A 19,536-nucleotide genomic window follows, 5' to 3' on the forward strand; every position below is an offset into this window, starting at 1 on the left:
CTGCGGGCAATATCAGAGGCTATTATTAAGTTTAATCTTGGGCGTGTTATTACCGGCCTGATGATATGATTTCTTCGCGGATGCGGTTGTTGAACTCTTTCTGAGAGTTGAGGTCTTCGAGCGTGAGGTGCATGCGGTAACGCCAGTAGTGGCGCGGGTTGGCGGGAATGTTGATCAGTTCGTCGCGCGGGTCCTGACGGCGCAGCACTCCGTCAATCGACAGCCAGTCCTGAAGCGGGAGTATGCAGAGCATCGAGGGTGACTGCAGATGGAGTCTGATGATGCGCTCGCAGATCCACGGCTCGGCATAGACCGGCGCTTCTCCCGGCTCGCCGAGCACTTCGTTGTAGAACCTCTGTGTGGTGGCACGGTCGGCCTCCCACCAGCGGCGTATGCCGTCCATGTCATGGGTCGAGGTGGTGCACACCGAGCGGTAGGGATAAGTCCAAGTGTTGCCGAAGGCTGCATTCGGATCTTTCGGCATGCGCTGGATCTCAAGCACAAGTATCTGCAGGTTGTTCATCACGGCAGGCACACATGCCGGAATCATTCCGAGATCTTCGGCGCAGACGAGCATGTCTGTCGCATCAGTGAGCGGCGGAAGCTTCCACATGGCCTTGCCATACCAGAAGTCATTGTTGCGGCGGTAGAAGAAATCGTTGTAGAGACGGTCGAAACACCAGCGCTCGTAATCGGTCAGCGCACGGTAGGCATAGGTGAACTGGGCCGAGATTCTCGGATGGTATTTGCCTTTTTCATATGGATCCTCGATGAAAAGGACCTCGTCGATCAGGCCTAAGAGCCCGTTGCACATGCGGTCGTTGCGTTTGTTCTTCTCCTGTCCGGCGAAGTAGTCTACCACCCTGCGCTGAGTGCTGACCTCGTCACGCAGGCGGTAGCGGCCATATCCGTCGTCGAGGAGGAAGCGCTCTCGCACCTCCGATGCAGTCTCGCCGAAGAAATCGCCGAGCATATAGTCCATGATGTGGGGGCGGGTCTGGCGCTCTTCGTCAAGCCAGAAGTCATAGCTGTTGCGAAGCTCGTCGGGGCTGAAGGGTAGTGCGCGGTTGAACACACCGAGCAGACCGTGGACGGCATCCATCGGGATCTGCCATATGCGAAAGAATCCGAGCACATGGTCTATGCGGTAGGCGTCAAAGTATTCAGCCATTTTGCGGAAACGCGATTTCCACCAGGCGAAACCGTCTTTCGACATTTCCTCCCAGTTGTAGGTCGGGAGACCCCAGTTCTGGCCGAGCACAGAGAAGTCATCCGGAGGCGCACCGGCCTGGCAGTCGAGATTGAACAGGCGGGGTGAGATCCAGGCGTCGGCACTTGTGCGCGAGATTCCGATAGGAATGTCGCCTTTGATGGCCACGCCTCGTTCCGAAGCATAGTCGCTGACCTCACGCATCTGTTTGTCGAGAAAGTACTGTATGTAGCAGACATAGTCGATGTCATCCTGATGGTCGGCAATGAAGCCTTTGACCTTTTCAGGATCATAGACTGCAAAGTCGCCCCAGCGGCTCATGTCTGGGGTGTGGTTGAGATCGCGGAGCACACACCATGCGGCATAGGGCATCAACCAGTCGGCATTTTTGGCGAAGAACGCCTTGTAGGCTTCCGATCCGAGGACCTCTTTTCCGTCCTGAGCGAAAAGCTCGCGGGTGAATTCGTTTTTGCCGTTGTTGACACGCTCGTAGTCAACCTGAGGCAGGCGGTTGAGTTCGCGGCCCAGATTGTCGAAGTAGCGCTGGCGCTCCTCGTTTTTCAGCCGGCCCATAGCCTGCAGGCGCAGGAACATGGGGTGCAGAGCGAAGGTCGAGTTCGCATTGTAGGGATATGAATCGGTCCAGCTTCCGGTCATGGTGGTGTCATTGATAGGAAGAAGCTGCACGAAATTCTGCCGGGTCTGTGCGGCCCAGTCGATCATCATTTTCAGGTCAAGGAAATCACCGACACCGAAGTCATCTTCGCTGCGGAGCGAGAATACCGGAATAGCCACGCCCGCTCCACGCCAGGGGGCCAGAGGGTTGACCAGTCGCTGTCCGGCATCAACTATTGACTCGTCGGGGCGCTGGAGTCTGAGATCTATATGGCGGTTGTCACGGGCTTCCCATGCGACAACATCGCCGGTCGATTTTTTAAGTATAATGAATTTATAGTCTGTTCCGGGCTGGATTTCAGCGGCCGGAATGTTGACTTTCCATGTCGGATAGTCGGCATCACTCATGCGCAGTGCCTTTGATGTATCCCAGGCTCCCATTGCGGCGGCTTCTCCGGCTACTGCCACAACCTCGTCAGGGGCTATCATTGGAGCGTCGACGCTGAGGGTCAACATGCCTGCCGCCGGCATCACGGCAGCAGAACGGTTGCCGCGGTAGCAGATGCAGTCGGTGAACGCGCTGCTGTAGTAAGGTTTGTCCCAGGGCTGGTCCTGCCAACGGTCGTAGACAGTGAACATGTGGGTGTCTGCGGCATGGACAAAGCGCCGGGGCTTTCCCCATTCCTTTTTGACAGTCCCGTTGTCATGACGCACTATGTAGCCGTAGCTGAATTCTTTTACAGTGTCGGGAATTTCTACATGCACGGTCCAGGTTTCAGCCCCGACAAGTTTCATCGGCACTGCGCGGCTGAGATCGTCCTCGCCAAGTGCAAGCGGACAACCGGTGAGATAGAGAGATTCACCCCACTCGGTGCGGTAATTCACGTTAAAGGTCAATTTCATGAGTAAGTATGATATATGGATATGTATATTCTATTTATTATAATTGATTTTTTCGGCAGTTAAGTTCGGAATTGATGAGTTGAGATTGTCCATAAAAGTACGGATGATGCAAAAATACGAAAAATCCGTATAAATGCAAAAGGCGCGTTGCAATCCGGTTGATTGCCGCGCGCCTTTTGGAAATTTCCGGGTGAACCGATGTGTCTGTTATGACTGCCGGTACACCATTGTGTGATGACCGTGGTGACGGTTATTTAGCAGGATCGAGAATGAGGACCCTGTAGTTGCCCTGTGCGTTGAGGACCTTCATGAAGTCCATCACATCCTGAGGTGTGATCGAGCTTACAGTGTCAACATTGCCGTTGAAGGTGTCCACGCCGTTTGAAAGCGTTCCGACGATGGCCGAGAGCCACGGCCCGTTCAGCTCTTTGTTGGCGGTAAATGCCTTCACCATATATTCTTTGGCAGGGTTGAGCTCGGCTGCAGTGACATTCGATTCCATTTCCTTGAACTGGCCTTTGATGAACGAGAGGACTTCTTCTTTCATTTCAGGCTTCATCGGGAACTGAGACACGATGCTTGCGGGGTTCAGGCCGGAGCGTTCGAGTGAGCCTGAGGCACTGATCGAATATACGGCTCCCATCTCTTCGCGTACGGTCTTGATCAGACGGTTGGTCAGAATCTGGCCTGCGATTGATGCAAGCATGGCGTTTTTTGGGGTATATTCCATGTCGCCGCTCTCGATAATGGCAACCTGGGTCTGGGGTGTCGACATTTCGGCTGTGAAAGAGTCGGTCTTGTCACCGCCCTTCATGAAGAGGGCAGGATTGTATTTCTCGACCTTCTTCACGGCAGTCTTCGGATCGCCGGGCAGAGATGCGATATATTTCTCGACGAGAGGCTTGAGGGTTTCGGGGTTGACGTTGCCGACAAACACAAATGTCCAGTCAGCAGCATTGGCTGTCATTGCATGGGCTATTTCGATTGTCTGCTCGCGCGAAGCTTTGTTGATGACCTCAGAGTTGAGCATCTGTGCGCGGGGAGAGTCGTAAAGGGTGGCGAGGATGTTTTTCTGGAAGATGTATTCCGGGCTCTTTTCCTGATTTGCAAGGAAGCCGCTGTAGGCGGTCTGCAGGGCTGCAAACTCGTCGGCAGTGAATTCGATATCCTTGAAGTTCATGTAGAGCAGCTCCATAAGGGTCTCGATGTCTCTGGGAGTTGTGGAGCCTGAGAAGCTGCGGCTGTAGTTGCCGAATCCGCAGTTGAGCGCCACCTGCTTGCCGGCTGTGTATTTCGACAGGTCGGTGTTTGTGTAGCTGCCGAGGCCGCGGGCCGGAAGAGCTGTCGACATGAAGAGGATCGAGTTGGTGTAGTCGTTGGAGAAATCCGAATAGCCTCCTTTGGCATAGGCCGAGAAGATGATTTCGTCTTCTTTGAACTTGGTCGGCTTGACAATTACTTTGGCGCCGTTTGAAAGAGTCCAGTCAATGGTTCCGAACTGCGGGTTTTCAGTTGCAGCTACAACTGTTCCGGCAACCGGCGCTGCGGGGATCAGAGGCTCGGAGTTGACTTCATCCACAAAAGCATCGATGGTTTCGGCATCGACTGCAGCGAGGGCTTCGGCGATCATCTCCTTGGTGGGAACTGTGATACCTTCAGCTTCAGGCATGAGCATCATGACGGCACGGTTGTCGGGGGTCACAGCCTCGGCCATCTTCCGGTTGATGAGATCAAGGGGTACATTGTTGGCTATTCCCTGTGTGAGTGCCCACTCGGTCTCGATCGATGGCAACGGTTCTTTGTCAGTGAAGTTCTTGACATATTCGCTTACAAACGAGCCGGTCTGACGGGTGGCGCGGTTGTTGTATATGCGCTCGAATGACGAAAGATATTCGCTGCGTGCGCGGTCATATTCGCTCTGGGTGAAACCGCCGCGCTGTGCGCGCAGAAGCTCGCGATAGAGAGCCTGGAGGGGTAGGATGATGTCATTGTTCTTTGAAGCTACAGATCCGCTCATGGCATCTTTCACTTTCGAAGAAAGGAAGTAACCGCCGAAATCAATTCCGGCTCCGGCAAATGGAGAGTCCGGTCTGGATGAGATTTCGTTAAGACGGTTGTTGATCATTGACGATATCATGGCCTGGATATAGCTGTTGACGAAATAGGCAGGGGTGTTTTTCAGTTCAGCAGGTATCGGATCGAATATGAACATCATCTGGGCTACAAGATTTTTCTGTTCAGGATCGCTGCCGATTCCGTAGAGTGTGCCTTTGTGGTCGGGCACGGGAGCATAGATGCGCTCTGCGGCATTTTCTGGCATCTCGATCGAGGAAAACATCTCTTTGATCTTGCCTTCGATGCGGTCAACATCGATGTCACCCACCACGATCACGGCCTGCTGATCGGGACGATACCATTTTTCATAATAGTCGCGCAGATCCTGATAGGGGAAGTTGTCAACGATCTCCATCTTGCCGATAGGCAGACGGTGGCCGTATTTTGAGTCTGGGTAGAGGTCAGGCAGGATCTTTTCGAGGATTCGCATCTGACCCTGCATTGAGCGGCGCCACTCTTCATGGATCACACCGCGTTCCTTGTCTATTTCCTCAGGAGCGAGTGTGAGGTCATTGGCCCAGTCATGCAATATGAGAAGGCAGGAGTCCTGGACGCTTTCGCGGGCCACCGGGACATTGCTGATGTTGTAGACAGTCTCGTCTACACCTGTATAGGCGTTGAGGTTGGCGCCGAATTTCACACCGATTGATTCGAGCCAGTCGCGGAGCAGATTGCCGGGGAAATTTGTGGTGCCGTTGAAACACATGTGTTCGAGGAAGTGGGCGAGACCGCTCTGGCTGTCTTCCTCAAGAATAGATCCGACGTTCTGGGCGATGTAGAAATCTGCCTGTCCCTTGGGGTATTCGTTGTGACGGATGTAGTAAGTCAGGCCGTTAGGCAGTTTGCCGATACGCACTGCAGTGTCTACGGGCAGAGGCTGGAGCATCGGATTCTGATCCTGCGCTCTGATTATTCCGGGAAGAGCCATGAAGACCATGACGAGTGCTGCCGACAATAATCTGAATGTAGCTTTGATCATGATTGGTGGTTTGGTGAAATGAATTGAGTATGTTTTTGTTATTTCAGTTATATTACGCAAATATAGGGCAATAGTAACAGAATAGATCCAGTTTTTGTCGCGTTTTAAACAAAATTAACTATCTGCTCCGCTGTCAGGGTCTTGAATTTGCGCTGGTGGTCGGCCAGAACGGCCTGGGCTTCTATACGCAGATAGGGGACGGGGATGATGTAGGCCATAGGGCATTCAGGATGGAACACTCCGAGCTTCATGTCATTGATGCTGATTCCGTAGCGCTCTTCGAGTATGAATCTGTAGATGCTCAGCTGAAGGGCATAGTGCATGTAGGAGCAGTCGTCGAGATGTCTCACCGGGTGGAGGCCTTTGGCTCCGAAACGGCTTGTGCGCTCGGTCTGCCCGTCAGGACGGACAAGCTTTTTTGACCGTTTCCAGTCATATATATTAAAGGTGCCGTCGGGGCGTCGCTCCAGAAAGTCGAGAGTGCCGGCCACACCGTAGTCCTCCATATATATGCGCCATTCTGTGCGGTAAGGGTAGAGACGCTCGGCCGCTGCGAAATGGCGGAACATGGCATATGCGTCGCCGTCATCGCCGTAATCATCGCCGAGATAATAGCGCTCGATACGGTCGTGCATTATAGTGCCGAGCTCGCGCGAACGGCGGGCGTTTTCCTCCCACCGTGCTTTCAGCTCCTCGGCTGTCAGCCCCATTGCGGGAGCCTTGCGCGCCGCCCAGTAGTCGGCATCGAATTTCGGGAAGCAGCTATCCACGATGGTTGTCACGGATGTCAGTGTCAGGTCACCTACGGTATAGGTGTGGGTCCCGGCATCGAAGCTGAGAAACGGATCGCGCTGATGGGCGTTCAGTTCGTTATAGTTCATAGACTTTTGGCTTCCTCCCAGATCGCATCCATTTCTGCCAGTGTCATTTCCTTAAGAGTCTTGCCGGCTTCATGCGCTTTTTTCTCAAGATAATTGAAGCGTTTGATGAATTTCCTGTTGGTTTTTTCGAGCGCGTTTTCGGGATTGATCTTGTAGAGCCTGGCGGCGTTGATGATGCTGAAGATCAGATCGCCCATCTCCTCTTCGCGGTGAGCGGCATCCATCGAGCCTACGGCCTCTTCGAATTCGCTAAGTTCTTCGCGCACCTTTTCCCAGACCTGCGCCGGTTTTTCCCAGTCGAAACCAACGTTGGCGGCTTTTTCCTGAATGCGGTCTGCCTTTATCATTGCCGGAAGGGCGGCGGGGACTCCGGAAAGCACGGTCTTGTTGCCGCCTTTTTCTTTCAGTTTGAGTTCTTCCCAGTTCTGGAGCACCTCGTCGGTAGAGTTGACGGAAGTGTCGCCAAACACGTGCGGATGGCGGTAGATCAGTTTCGAGTTGAGCGCATCGCAGACGTCTGCGATGTCAAAGGCGCCTTTCTCCTCGCCGATTTTGGCATAGAAAAGCACATGGAGAAGCACATCGCCGAGCTCCTTGCGAATATTGGCGTTGTCTTCGTTTATAAGAGCGTCGCAAAGTTCATAGACTTCCTCTATGGTGTTCGGTCGCAGTGATTCGTTGGTCTGTTTGGCATCCCAGGGACATTTCACACGCAGAATGTCAAGCGTGTCGATCACCCGTCCCAGAGCCTCGATTTTTTCCTCGTGGGTATGTGACATGATATTTGGTTTTTATGACTGCAAAGATACTCAATCAATCTCAAATATCGTGGGTGTGGATGCAAAATTCCCCATGCCGGGATTGCAAATTTGTTGTCGGCACGGGGAATTTATATAGCAGAGCCCTGCGTTTGTTATTCGAATATGTGGCGGAGTTTGCTGAAGATGCGGTCTTTGGTCGACTGGCTGGGTGTCATGTTGGGTTTGCCCTGCAGCGACTCGATGGCTTTCTTCTCTTCATCGGTGAGGTTTTCGGGGATGTAGACCATGACGTTGATAAGCTCGTCGCCTGTTCCGTAGCCGTCGGTCGAGGGGAGTCCTTTTCCGCGCAGGCGCAGAACCTTGCCCGGCTGTGTGCCGGCCGGAATTTTCAGGCGGGCACGGCCAGTGATGGTCGGCACTTCGACTGATCCGCCGAGAGCGGCTGTCGGGATGTCGAGCATAAGGTTATAGATGACGTCGTTGCCGTCACGGATGAGTTCGGGGCTCTTGATTTCTTCGATGACCACAAGGAGGTCGCCGTTTACTCCGCCGTGGATGGCGGCGTTGCCCTGGCCCTTGACGGTCAGAGTCTGTCCGTCAGCCACACCTGCCGGAATGGTGAAGGTCACAGTGCGGTCTTCGCGGACCACGCCTTCGCCGTGGCAGAAACTGCATTTTTCATTGATGATCTTGCCTTCACCCTTACACTGCGGACATTCTACGGCTGACTGTGAGATGCCGAACAGGGTCTGCTGCTGGCGCAGTACGGTGCCCGAACCGCCGCAGGTGGGACATGTGGAGAATGCGGTGCCGTCTTTGGCTCCGGTGCCGTCACAGTGGGTGTCTTTGACAAGAGTAGGAATCTTGAGCGTCTTGGTGACTCCGGTCGCTATTTCGGCGAGAGTCATCTTGACCTTTATGCGCAGGTCGGAACCGCGGCGCTGGCGGCGGGCCCGGCCTCCGGCGGTCTCGAAACCGCCCATGTTGCCGAATCCACCTCCGAAGATGTCGCCGAACTGCGAGAAGATGTCTTCCATCGAGAATCCTCCGGCATGGAAACCTCCTCCTCCGCCTGGGAAGCCCTGCGGACCCATATTGTGGCCGAACTGGTCATATTTGGCGCGTTTTTCGGGATTGGAGAGCACATCATAGGCCTCGGCAGCTTCCTTGAACTTCTCCTCGGCTTCCTTGTCGCCGGGATTCTTGTCAGGGTGATACTGGATGGCCTTTTTGCGATAGGCGCTCTTTATGGTCTTTTCGTCAGCGTTTTTGTCAACGCCGAGCACTTCGTAATAGTCTCTTTTGTTAGCCATAAGTGGAGAAGCTGCTTACTGGCCCACAGCCACTTTGGCATGGCGGAGCACTTTGTCGTTGATTGTATATCCTTTGGTCGGAGTGTCGATTACGATACCTTTCTGCGATTCGTCGGCCACGGGTACCATAGCTATCGCCTCATGGAGTTCGGCGTCAAATGGCCGGCCGTTGCTTTCAATGGGTTTCACGCCGTTGGAAGCGAGGAATTTGACGAGTTTCTGATAGATCAGCTCCATGCCTTCGCGGATCGAAGACGGATCTTCGAGTTTCGCGCTTGCCTCAAGTCCGCGTTCGAAGTCGTCGACGATTGGGAGCAGTCCTTTGAGCACGCTCTCTGATGCGTTGCGGATGATATCTGATTTTTCCTTGCCCGTGCGTTTGCGGAAATTGTCAAACTCAGCCATGAGGAAGAGATATTCTTTCTTCTCTTTCTCCACCTGGGCCTCGGCGTCTTTCAGCTGTTGTGTCAGGGCATCGATATCGGAAAGCTGCTTGTCGATGATGGCGTTTTCTTCGTCTTCGACAGAATTCTGCTCGTCAAAAGCTTCCTGGACATCGTCAAGAACGGCTGCGTTTCCGTCCATAGTCTCGTCCTTGCGGGGAGTGGCGTTGTCCTGATGGTTATTTTGCTTGTGGCTCATAATATTTATGTCGTTTTTTTGATTTATCGTAGGATTATTCTCTTGTATCATGCAAAAAGGTTGCCAAAATGTCTGTCAGGCAGATATTTTTCCGACAAAACGTGCTTTTGGCCATGCCCCTTTCTGATTTTACAACAAACCGGAGCGCATAACGTTCAATAGTCCAACAAAAAGCGGATGCCTGACGGCGGTATCAGAGTTTTGAACTGAACACAGCCGAACCGGCGAAAGTCTCTGTCAGACAGTCTGCCAAAATGTCATTGTCGAAGAGGCCGTAGACCGATGAGCCTGAACCTGACAAGGAGGTGTAGACGGCTCCGAGTCCTTCCATTTTTTCCTTGATCTCGCTGACTGAAGGGTAGGCGGGAAATACCGACGGTTCGAAGTCGTTTTTAAGCCGTCCGCGCCATTCGCTTATGGGGCGGGAGATGATCCCGGCTATGGGTGTCTGTGGTATGGACGGAGTGATGTGGCGGTAGGCTTCGGCTGTCGGCACACTTGTCGGAGGTTTGACAATGACTATGGTGAGGCCGCTTAGGCTGACTTCGGCCGGAGTGAATTCCGTACCTATCCCGGTGCACAGCATCGGACGGTTATAGATGAAGAAGGGGCAGTCGGCTCCGAGTCCGGCGGCTATTTCAGCAAGCCGGCTGTCGGAAAGTCCGAGAGCGAAAAGCTCGTTGAGCCCGCGGAGCGTAAATGCCGCATCGGCCGATCCGCCTCCAAGTCCGGCTCCGTCGGGTATGATCTTGCGCAGAAAAATGTCGACCGGCGGCAGTTCCACAGTCTCGGCGAGAGCCCTGTAGGCTTTCATCACAAGATTTTTTTCAGGCGGACAATCCACCCGGCGTCCGCTGACAGTCAGAGTGGTTTCGCTTCCCTTGGCCGGAACTATCTCAAGAACATCGCACCAGGGGACAGGGATCATCACGGTCTCAATGTCATGATAGCCGTCAGGCCGACGGCGCAGAATGTCAAGGCCGAGATTGATTTTTGCATTGGGAAACAAGATCATACGGAGGAAATGTGCTTCGTGAAAGAATAATCGGTATAAATTTCAGGCAAAGGTAGCGCTTTTTTCTGACATGTGTAATCAGAACCATATCCACCTCAAAACTTTCGCTCAGATTTTAACTATTGTTTTTAAACAAGCTCTGAGTGGCGGAAAGATGAAACTTTTTCGTACCTTTGTATGAAAAATCGTCTTAACAAAGCCACAACATCACTATATCACAGCCATGCCACAGGACAACACATCAGGCTCTCAGCGAAGAACATCGAAACCGCAACATGTCTCAGTCTTTGACCACGGAGGCCGCATCCCTCCGCGCGACAACGATCTTGAAGAGGCGGTGCTCGGCGCGCTTATGCTTGAAAAGGATGCCTACACGGTTGTCTGTGACATTCTGAAACCAGAATCGTTCTACGATCCGTCAAATCAGAAGATCTATGCCGCCATTCAGAGTCTCGGTGCCGCGCAGCAGAGCATCGACATGCTCACCGTCACCGAAAAGCTGCGTCTGATGGGCGAACTGGAGGCTGCCGGCGGTCCGCTGCGCATCTCCGAACTGACTTCGAGAGTGGCTTCAGGAGCTCACGTAGAGTTCCATGCCCGCATCGTGGCTCAGAAATATCTCGCGCGCGAACTTATTAAATTCGCATCGCAGATCGAGGCGCAGGCTTTTGACGAGAGCTACGATGTGGACGACCTTCTCCAGGAAGCCGAAGGCAAGCTCTTTGAAATCTCGCAGCGTAATGTCAAGAAAGACGTCACACAGATCGATCCTGTGATCAACTCGGCCATCGAGCAGATCCAGACGGCCGCCAACCGTGCCTCCGGTCTTTCAGGTCTTGAGACGGGCTATCATGAACTTGACAAACTGACTTCAGGCTGGCAGCGAAGCGACCTTATCATCATTGCGGCCCGTCCTGCGATGGGCAAGACCGCATTCGTGCTCTCGATGGCCAAGAACATGGCTGTCAACTATAATATCCCCGTGGCCATCTTTTCGCTTGAAATGTCTAACCTCCAGCTCGTCAACCGTCTGATCCAGAACACCTGCGAGATTGAAGGCGAGAAGATCAAAAGCGGTCAGCTGACGCAGATGGAGTGGGATCAGCTCATGTCAAGAGTCAAGAACCTCTACAGTGCACCTTTATATATAGACGACACGGCCTCGCTTTCGATATTCGAACTGCGCACCAAGGCGCGCCGACTTGTCAGAGAGCACAACGTCTCGTTCATAATCATCGACTACCTCCAGCTCATGAATGCCTCAGGCATGAAATTCGGTTCGCGAGAGCAGGAGGTCTCCATGATCTCGCGCTCGCTCAAACAGCTTGCCAAGGAACTCAACATCCCCATCGTGGCCCTCTCGCAGCTTAACCGAAGTGTAGAATCGCGTGGCGCCGACAGCAAGGATGGAAAACGTCCGCAGCTGAGCGACCTTCGTGAATCAGGTGCGATCGAACAGGATGCCGACATTGTCTGCTTCATCCACCGTCCGGAATATTACCTGCGTTCAGGGGTCGATGCCGCCGGCAATGACATCCGCGGCCTGGCCGAATTCATCGTGGCAAAGCACCGTAGCGGCCGTGTGGACGATGTGAAGATGCGATTCAAATCGCGCTATGCCCGTTTCGAGAACTGGGACAGCGAGCCGGAGATGACAAGCGGCTCCAAAGTGTCGCGCCTCAATGCCGGCGATGATGATTTTGGCGGCGGAGGCTTCGGACAGCCGGCAAGCCCGTTCAGCGGCGGCTCGGCCGACATCCTCGGTGCGCCCGGCGACGACGTAGCTCCCTTCTGATGCGATATGACTGGATTTCATGCGTTAATGAATATTCTGGAGAACAGGCTATAAAAAAATATGGCCTCTGAGCCTATTGAGGAAACGATTTTTAACGGTCATAAAACTTTTCATAAACACGGTTTGTTAGATAGATAAAATTAACAAAACCAACTATTGTTTTATGAAAAAAGCGTTATTAATCATTGCAATCATGCTGGGTAGCGTGGCTGCATTTGCTCAGAGTCTTGACAAGAATGAAGCTAAACAGCTTAAGGCTTTTCTTTCTGAGCCCGCAAAAGAGGGAACCAATGCATCGGCCCTTAAAGTTTCCGACATCAATGCCATCGCCTCGATTGAAGGTGTGACAGTCGAAAACGGACATGTAACCGCCATCGAATGGAAAGACAAAAAATTGGCTGGCACCCTCAACCTCGCCAATTTCAAAGCTCTTGCCAAAGTCGATGTCTCACGTAACGAACTCACAACACTCAGCGTCGCCAACTGTCCGGCACTGTCTGATCTCAACGCAAGCCGCAACAAGCTCACTCAGGTTGACTTCTCAGGTTGTAAGAATCTCGTGCAGGTAGCTGTCTACAAGAACCGTCTTACTGAAATTGACCTTTCTGACACTCCGCTTCTTCAGAATCTCAATGTGTCAAGCAACCTCTTTGTGGAACTCAGCCTTGCCAACAGTTTCAACCTCAAGACCCTCAACTGTCAGGGTTGCCATCTGGAAGCTCTGAATGTGTCAGGCTGTACAGCTCTCAAGAACCTCTATTGCGGTTACAACAAGCTTACAACCCTTCAGCTCACAGGTGTGGAGAATCTTCAGAACCTCAATGTGGATGACAACGAAATCGCTAATCTGATCATCTCCGGGCTGCCTTCGCTTGCCACTCTCATCTGCTCTGACAACAACATGACTTCTCTCGGAGTCCGTGACTGCAGCGCTCTTCTCGACCTCGTCTGCTCCTACAATGATCTGACCACACTCTCTGTTGAAAACTGCGCCAACCTCCAGTATGTCGACTGTTCTTACAATGATCTCACCACTCTGGATCTCGCAAACCAGACCTTCCTCCAGCGTCTGATCTGTAACAACAACCAGCTCAACACTCTTGATGTTTCGTTCGACCAGGCTCTTACCTACATCAACTGTCGCTACAATACTATCATTGACTTCCGCACCATCGGTTGCAACAGTCTCCGAATGGTTGCCTGCCAGTGGAACTATTGATCAGCCACTGCCGAATGAATATCAGCCGTTGTCTCTGACCGTCTGAATAAGCAGACCCAATAACGCAAACTCACACATATAGCCTGCCGGAAACCTTCTCGATGGTTTCCGGCAGGCTTGCGTCTGTCCGGCATGGCTTTTCGGCAGCTCTATGAACGGCTGTTGTATTTGCTGACCACTTCGTCAATGGAAATGCCGAGCAGTTCCATCTCCCTGAAGAGGCCGGTGAGAGTCGAGTCGAAAAACTCGCGGCGACGTGCCTGGTTGACTTGCTCCAGTGCATCGGCGGTCAGATAGAAGCCCATGCCGCGGCGCGAGACTATGATCCCTTCCGCCTGAAGATATTCATAAGCCTTCAGCACTGTGTGGCTGTTGACTGACAGTTGCACTGAAAGTTCCCTGACTGACGGCACCCGTTCGCCGGCCGTCCAGGCTCCTGTCAGGATCTGGCCGAAGCTGAAGTCTATGATCTGTCGGTAAATTGGTTTGTCAGATGTAAAATCCATGAAAGATATCAGTTTTTGGCCTGACGTGTGGCGAGCAGGCGGTATATTCTGTATGTCATGAAAAGTCCGTAGATAAGCATGGCACCCCACATTACTATCATATAAGGCATCATTTCTTCAACTATTATGGCTGAAAGTTCTGTCGGATCGGTATCGATGCTCATTTTGGCCACGGCAATCACGCCTCCGGTCACTCCGGCCATAATCAGGATAAAGAATATCATGCCTAAAACGCTGCTCATTGATTTGACAACGCGGTGGAGGGTGCTGCGGAGCACTACATACAGACCGGTGATGATGAGGGCGAATGCCTGGATGCATCCGGCTATGACCTGAGATATTTTTAGCTGGCATTCGTTCTCGTCGCCTAAGTTAGTACCTGAGTCTGAAAGATAGGCAGAGACAACTTTTGTCAGATCCCAGTCCTTGTTGATCATCGAGAAGATCAGGTTTAGTCCGTACCAGATGCTTTCGATCACGGCGGGAGTCACCACGAGCACTAAGAGCAGATAGAACACAAGTTTTTCAGATGTCTTGACCGGCAGGAGCGTCATGATAGTGTCATCACGCCGGGCAAACATGATAGGGCTGAAATAGAAGGCGGCTGCCACGAGCAGGCTTGTCAGCGAATATGTGGCCATCACATTGCCTCCGGAGTGGTTGACGAGTTCTACCAGCAGGACGCACAGAAGCGAAACTGCCGCCGAACCGGAGAGGTAATAGATTATGGATTTCTTATACAGCAGGCCGATGCTCAGGCAGCGGCGCCATGAGAATTTGTCGTTGAGAGTGGCTATTGTGTCCATTGCTGCTATGATTCAGATGTTTGTGAATTGATTTGATTCAGGATGGCATCGCGTGCGCCTGACATAAGGGCCGAGTAGAGAAGCGCGTAATTCAGATCGCTGTCTTCGTTGCCACGGTTGGCGGTGACGGAGAGAAACACTCCTGGCCCCTGCTCGGTGAACAGTGCGTCGGCCGGCGGGATAGGGGTGGCCACGCAGGAGATCTTCTCGGCTATCTCCCATGTGGGACGTGCCAGAAGCAATCGTCCGCGCGATAGCATGATCAGTCCGTCATACAGTTCCCGAAGGTCCGAGACGGTGTGGGTGGAGACGATGACGGTTTGGTCCGGGCCGGTGCATCGTGCAAGCATATTGCGCAGTGTCTTCTTTGAGTCGATGTCAAGACCGTTGGCCGGTTCATCGAGGAGCAGCACGTCTACCCCTAACGCAAGCACATAGGCAAGCAGTGACTTGTGGCGCAGACCGAGTGAGAGCTGATTGAAATTCTCATGGCCGGTCAGTCGGAAATCATGAAGGTTTTCCTCGAATGTCTCCTGAGAGAAGGTAGGGTAGAAGCGGCTGTGCATTCCGGCGAATCCTCTGATCGTGGTGGCTGGAATTTCCATCGCGTCCGGGAGCATGAACACTTTTTTCAGAGTCGATGGACAACGCCGGCTCATGTCGCAGCCGTCAGCCTCTACGCTTCCTGCCGACGGGAAGAGCAGGCCGGCTATCAGCCGCAGGATTGTCGTTTTTCCGGCACCGTTCTCGCCGAGAAGCAGATGGATGCCCGGTGCGATTGATGCCGTCGCATCGCTGATGGCTGTGAACCCGTGGCGATATGAGTAGGTCAGATGGTCAATGGTGATCATGGCTGTATATATAATAACAATGATTCGGTAAAATTTGAGGTTGTTCAGCCTTGGCTAAGCCGCTAACTGAGCCAACCGATGATTTATTTTCTGAATTATTTTGAGATGCGGAGATTTTCCGCAAGTCGAAATAATTGTTGAGGCGAGATAAGATTCAAACATAAGCCGTTTGAACTGCGCTAACGAAAGACCCGGATAATCTTTCCTTATGACCTCTTTGCAGACATTGAGGGCAGTGAAGGAAAGATTGAACGCAAAGTCAAGCCGATCCCTGTCCCGGGTCTGCTGAGACTGGAGTCCTGTGAACTGTTTGGCATCGCGTATGCCGAACTCAATCTGGAAGCGGGTGCGGTAGAAACCGATGATCTTTTCAGGCCTCATGTCGGTGTCGGTGGAGAAGTACAGGAGAGGCTCTCCGTTTTCAACCGGACAGACCACGATACGGATGTCGCGTTTCAATGCCCTCGAGTGTACGACCGCCGTGTGACATCGGGTTTTGTTTCCTTTGGAATCCTCATATATGAATGAAGTGAACACGGACATATCAAGGCTGGAGAAATCCACTTTCTCTCCATACTTTTTCTTTCTGCCGCGTCTTCGCGGGGCGGAGGAATCCGGCATGGCCAGATACCTCAGATATGAGTTGGCACGTAATCTCCCGACAAACCGGAAGCCCATGCCAACCACTTCATTCACAAATTCATATTTGGAGAAAAAGGCATCGGCAACCAGAATATCCGTCAGTGAGAGCAGCTCTGTCGCCTTTGACCTGACAAGTGCCACATACCAGTCAAGCATTGACATTTGTTTCTCAGATTCAAGAGTCCTGAAGTTCGGTGACTGAACAGCACCGAGCATCACACATGTATGTTTACTCAGGCTTATTGCCCCGATCGCCATTATCTCCAGACCGCGTTTGACACGTTGTGCCACCCCTGACCAGAAACGGCCTATGCCATACGTCAGGCTGCCGGATTTGGAGATAAACGACGGATCGATTGCCACTGCCATGTCATCGGACGGTCCAAAACAATCCTGTGCCATACCTATGTTGACTTTCATCCAGTCTACGGGTGTCTTGAAATTGGAGGCAAAGGTCTTGGCTGTACGACCGCCATAGCGCGACAGCCGGGTAAAATTGACTTTGCCCGGAATCAACGCCACAGTGCGTATTGTTAAAATCAGCCAGTTGAGGAACCTTTTGCTCATCTTGGTTGTAGTATTTTCAAATACCGACTTACACCGAAAGGTGAAGTCTTTGAGAATCGTCAATACGTTCATACGCTAAGATTTTTATAATGAACGCTTTGGCGATTCATTTGTATTTGACAATTCGTTATATTAACTTAAGTTTCAACTACTTCTGTAATTTTTACGGCTCAAGCCGAAAGCACGGTGCATATGTTAAATTGGGCAATTAGAAGTGTTAAATTTTTAGGCGTAGAGTTTGACTAATCGGAAGATGAAGAAGTCGCGGTCCCGGACACCACGCATTTGTGAGCGAAATATTTTGACTTTAGAGTTGAATGCCTCGGCAGAGGCATTGGTCGCACGACGACGGAAATAGTTCAGGATTGTTGGGGCGTGGTTCTTGAATGTTTTGATTACCGAGCGGAAGTTGTTGTTACCCAATGCCATTACCTTTTCATACCACTTGTTCATCCTCCCCATGGCTTTTGTCGGTGAGATTTTAGCGTTGAAAATCTTGCGCAGCTCCATCGCAAGGCTGTATGCAGCCTTCAATATTGGATAGTATTTGAACAGTATGTTGACACGATGGCGCTGTATGTCAGTCCATTTGTTCTGCGACATCATCAGAGTGTGTTTGCTGCGAGCCAGTATCTGGCGCATGGTCTCTCCGTTGGAGTACGTTACCGGCGGTTCGGACTTGTTGCGGTTGTTTTCCTCTGCGATGAGCTGTCGGCGAATGTCAATGCGGATTTCGTCAACGGCCTCATTATAGACCTGTTGGACATGAAAACGGTCGTTGACTACATGGGCGTTATAGAACACTTCTGCGGCTATGAGCATCATTGATGGCGAGAGATCGCAGGTCACTTCCTTGACCCTGCGTCTGATTGATTTCTCCATAGCTCCGATGAGTATGGATATAATTTCGTCACTCTTTGTTCCGGGAATGGCTGCCGCAAGTGTTCCCTTGCCTCCGTGGCCGTCCTTGTTGGTCAGGAACGTCCATACCTCCCCGTTGCTCAGACACGTCTCATCAAGACTCATGTAAGGGCCGATATTATCGGCGTTGAAATAGAACCCACAGCCAAGCTCCTGTTCGCACCAGTCGGCGTAACCGCTTATCTTATTGCGGTACAAGTCGGCAAAATGTTTGCCGTTGACGCAGTACATCTGCGCTATCTGTTTAATCGACAGGGCTGTCGTCTCCACCTTCGTCTTTTAAAAAAGCCACGAACTCGGCGCTGAGTCGTGTTCCTTCCTCGTTGGGAAGTTCGAGATTGTAGCTGAAGATTTCGTTGGTCTGCCTGTCCCACCACTTGTTCTTGCGCATGTGAAGAAATACAGGCCGTCCACGCATCGGATAGTCCTGTATTGTTACATAATCCGTATAGCCTCGCGCTACGATATTTGGATTACGATAGTCTTCATCAGACAGTTTCTTCTTTTCGTCAAGCCATATGTCATAGGACTGTTCCGTGCGCTCGAAGCGCACCATTTCAAATAGTTCGTCCATGCCCTCGGGCAGGCACATCCATATTGCATCTGCGGTTTTCATGCCACAAATTTAACACTTTTCTCAAAATTCATGCACCGTGCTTTCGGCTTGACCCATTTTTACCGAATCATTGTAATAAGGTATATATTAATATAGGTGTAATTCCAGAAATCATTTGACAGCTTCCACCGAATAGCCCTCTTTGCGCAGAAGACTGATGAGACCTTTCTCGCCGGGCAGATGTCCGGCGCCGACGGCGATCAATACGGAAGCACTTGGCAGCAGTCCGGCCATGATGCGCGCCCAGTTTGCGTTGCGCCTGTTGATCATGCGTTCGCTCCATTCATCAGATGAGCCGCTGGCCGGATCTTCCATGAGTTCGAGCATCTGGTTGAGGTCACCTGCAAGATAGGCCTTTGCAAGTTTTTTTGCCATCTCGGCTGCATGACTGTCGTTGCGCACCATCTCCATCAGGCTCTCGGCCTGTTCAATGATTGACGATCCGAAAAGAGCGTTACACTGGTCCTCGATGGTCTCGAATCCGCCGATTTCTTTTCCGAGTGCGGCTCCGCGTTTCTGGATCTCGCCGTCGATCTGCTGCTGAGGGTTGAAGTTAGGAAACACAGTCTGATTCTGAATCAGGGCTATAAGAGTGCAGAGCATGGCCGGTTTGAGCTGGGCAAACTGCTTGGCGGAGGCCATCGCCCCCATGTAGTGTCTGAGCATCACGTCAAGGGAGTCGGTCTGGGCGGGAGTGAGCACTGAAGTCAGCAGACTGTCCTGTGGAGCCATAGCATAGCCCATCATGATCTGCTGCGACTGGGGCGACATGGATTCTGACATTATCATTTCGCCATAGATTTTATCGGCCGATGCGATGGCTTCGTTGAGCCCTGCCACACTGTCGATGACTGAAACGGGAGCCACGTGGTGTGTGCCGAAAAGATATGACGGTTTTTCAAGTCCGTTGCCTGAAATTTTCCATAAAAGCTGTGCGTTGCCACAGACGGCGGCTGAAATAATGAGAAGTAGAGATAAGATTGTCTTTTTCATTTTACAGATGTGATTTTTGTTGGAGATGTTGGTGCCTGTTGTGCTTGAGTCAGAAATGTGATGTTGTTGTTTAGTGTTGTACATTACTAACACACTGCAAAGGTAGGGACATTTTTCTTTCATCCAAAATTTTTCGAAAAAAATTTGTAATTTTGCAAAAAATATGGCTCCGGCCATCAGATTCAG

At 51.9% G+C, this 19,536-nt stretch carries 16 protein-coding genes; 2 read left to right on the forward strand and 14 right to left on the reverse strand.

Annotated elements, in window-relative coordinates:
• Positions 1 to 49: 49 nt before the first annotated feature.
• The 7 genes from FDZ78_RS10385 to ispE form a co-directional block, all read right to left on the reverse strand.
• Positions 50 to 2,728 (reverse strand): 4-alpha-glucanotransferase, encoded by a 2,679-nt coding sequence (locus tag FDZ78_RS10385; protein WP_136408510.1) that lies wholly within the window; start codon positions 2,726 to 2,728, stop codon positions 50 to 52.
• A gap of 250 nt (positions 2,729 to 2,978) precedes the next feature.
• A complete protein-coding gene (locus FDZ78_RS10390) occupies positions 2,979 to 5,822 on the reverse strand; it encodes a pitrilysin family protein (RefSeq protein ID WP_124075770.1) in 2,844 nt (947 codons plus the stop codon).
• Positions 5,823 to 5,926: 104 nt separating this feature from the next.
• On the reverse strand, positions 5,927 to 6,703 hold the full coding sequence (locus FDZ78_RS10395) for a hypothetical protein (RefSeq protein WP_124075769.1): 777 nt from the start codon (positions 6,701 to 6,703) through the stop codon (positions 5,927 to 5,929).
• The gene (mazG, locus tag FDZ78_RS10400; RefSeq protein ID WP_124075768.1) at positions 6,700 to 7,482 is read right to left on the reverse strand and encodes a nucleoside triphosphate pyrophosphohydrolase; all 783 of its coding nucleotides are present in this window, start codon (positions 7,480 to 7,482) and stop codon (positions 6,700 to 6,702) included. The genes FDZ78_RS10395 and mazG overlap by 4 nt, the downstream gene beginning before the upstream one ends.
• Before the next feature lie 134 nt (positions 7,483 to 7,616).
• Entirely contained in the window at positions 7,617 to 8,777 is a 1,161-nt protein-coding gene (gene dnaJ, locus FDZ78_RS10405) for a molecular chaperone DnaJ (protein ID WP_107031995.1), read from the reverse strand.
• A gap of 15 nt (positions 8,778 to 8,792) precedes the next feature.
• Entirely contained in the window at positions 8,793 to 9,419 is a 627-nt protein-coding gene (locus FDZ78_RS10410; protein ID WP_160630577.1) for a nucleotide exchange factor GrpE, read from the reverse strand.
• Between the two features lie 193 nt (positions 9,420 to 9,612).
• Positions 9,613 to 10,434: a 4-(cytidine 5'-diphospho)-2-C-methyl-D-erythritol kinase gene (ispE, locus tag FDZ78_RS10415; protein ID WP_124075767.1), complete on the reverse strand. Its 822-nt coding sequence runs from the start codon at positions 10,432 to 10,434 to the stop codon at positions 9,613 to 9,615.
• A gap of 223 nt (positions 10,435 to 10,657) precedes the next feature.
• Between ispE and dnaB the strand changes: the two genes are divergently transcribed.
• Together dnaB and FDZ78_RS10425 are read left to right on the forward strand one after the other, a co-directional pair.
• Positions 10,658 to 12,229 carry a replicative DNA helicase gene (dnaB, locus tag FDZ78_RS10420; RefSeq protein ID WP_107031992.1) on the forward strand — a complete coding sequence of 524 codons (1,572 nt, stop codon included), beginning with the start codon at positions 10,658 to 10,660 and terminating at the stop codon, positions 12,227 to 12,229.
• Between the two features lie 163 nt (positions 12,230 to 12,392).
• Positions 12,393 to 13,448 carry a leucine-rich repeat domain-containing protein gene (locus FDZ78_RS10425; RefSeq protein WP_107031991.1) on the forward strand — a complete coding sequence of 352 codons (1,056 nt, stop codon included), beginning with the start codon at positions 12,393 to 12,395 and terminating at the stop codon, positions 13,446 to 13,448.
• Between the two features lie 149 nt (positions 13,449 to 13,597).
• Here FDZ78_RS10425 and FDZ78_RS10430 read toward each other — a convergent pair whose 3' ends face one another.
• The 7 genes from FDZ78_RS10430 to FDZ78_RS10460 all read right to left on the reverse strand — a co-directional run bounded on the left by FDZ78_RS10430 (position 13,598) and on the right by FDZ78_RS10460 (position 19,350).
• Positions 13,598 to 13,954: a GntR family transcriptional regulator gene (locus FDZ78_RS10430; protein ID WP_123398313.1), complete on the reverse strand. Its 357-nt coding sequence runs from the start codon at positions 13,952 to 13,954 to the stop codon at positions 13,598 to 13,600.
• An 8-nt stretch (positions 13,955 to 13,962) separates the two neighbouring features.
• Positions 13,963 to 14,760 (reverse strand): hypothetical protein, encoded by a 798-nt coding sequence (locus FDZ78_RS10435; protein ID WP_107031989.1) that lies wholly within the window; start codon positions 14,758 to 14,760, stop codon positions 13,963 to 13,965.
• A 5-nt stretch (positions 14,761 to 14,765) separates the two neighbouring features.
• Entirely contained in the window at positions 14,766 to 15,611 is an 846-nt protein-coding gene (locus FDZ78_RS10440; protein ID WP_124075766.1) for an ABC transporter ATP-binding protein, read from the reverse strand.
• 54 nt (positions 15,612 to 15,665) lie between these two features.
• Positions 15,666 to 16,892, reverse strand: a complete 1,227-nt coding sequence (locus tag FDZ78_RS10445) for a transposase (RefSeq protein WP_136408189.1) — start codon at positions 16,890 to 16,892, stop codon at positions 15,666 to 15,668.
• A 153-nt stretch (positions 16,893 to 17,045) separates the two neighbouring features.
• Positions 17,046 to 18,011, reverse strand: a complete 966-nt coding sequence (locus FDZ78_RS10450) for a transposase (RefSeq protein ID WP_240740261.1) — start codon at positions 18,009 to 18,011, stop codon at positions 17,046 to 17,048.
• Positions 17,986 to 18,357: a transposase family protein gene (locus tag FDZ78_RS10455; RefSeq protein ID WP_107037111.1), complete on the reverse strand. Its 372-nt coding sequence runs from the start codon at positions 18,355 to 18,357 to the stop codon at positions 17,986 to 17,988. Before FDZ78_RS10455 ends, FDZ78_RS10450 begins: the two co-directional genes overlap by 26 nt.
• Positions 18,358 to 18,468: 111 nt before the next feature.
• Positions 18,469 to 19,350, reverse strand: coding sequence for a TraB/GumN family protein (locus FDZ78_RS10460; RefSeq protein WP_168182031.1), 882 nt, complete (start codon positions 19,348 to 19,350; stop codon positions 18,469 to 18,471).
• Positions 19,351 to 19,536 lie beyond the last annotated feature (186 nt).

The sequence above is a fragment of the Duncaniella sp. B8 genome (genome assembly GCF_005304985.1).
Taxonomy (GTDB): Bacteria; Bacteroidota; Bacteroidia; order Bacteroidales; family Muribaculaceae; genus Duncaniella; species Duncaniella muris.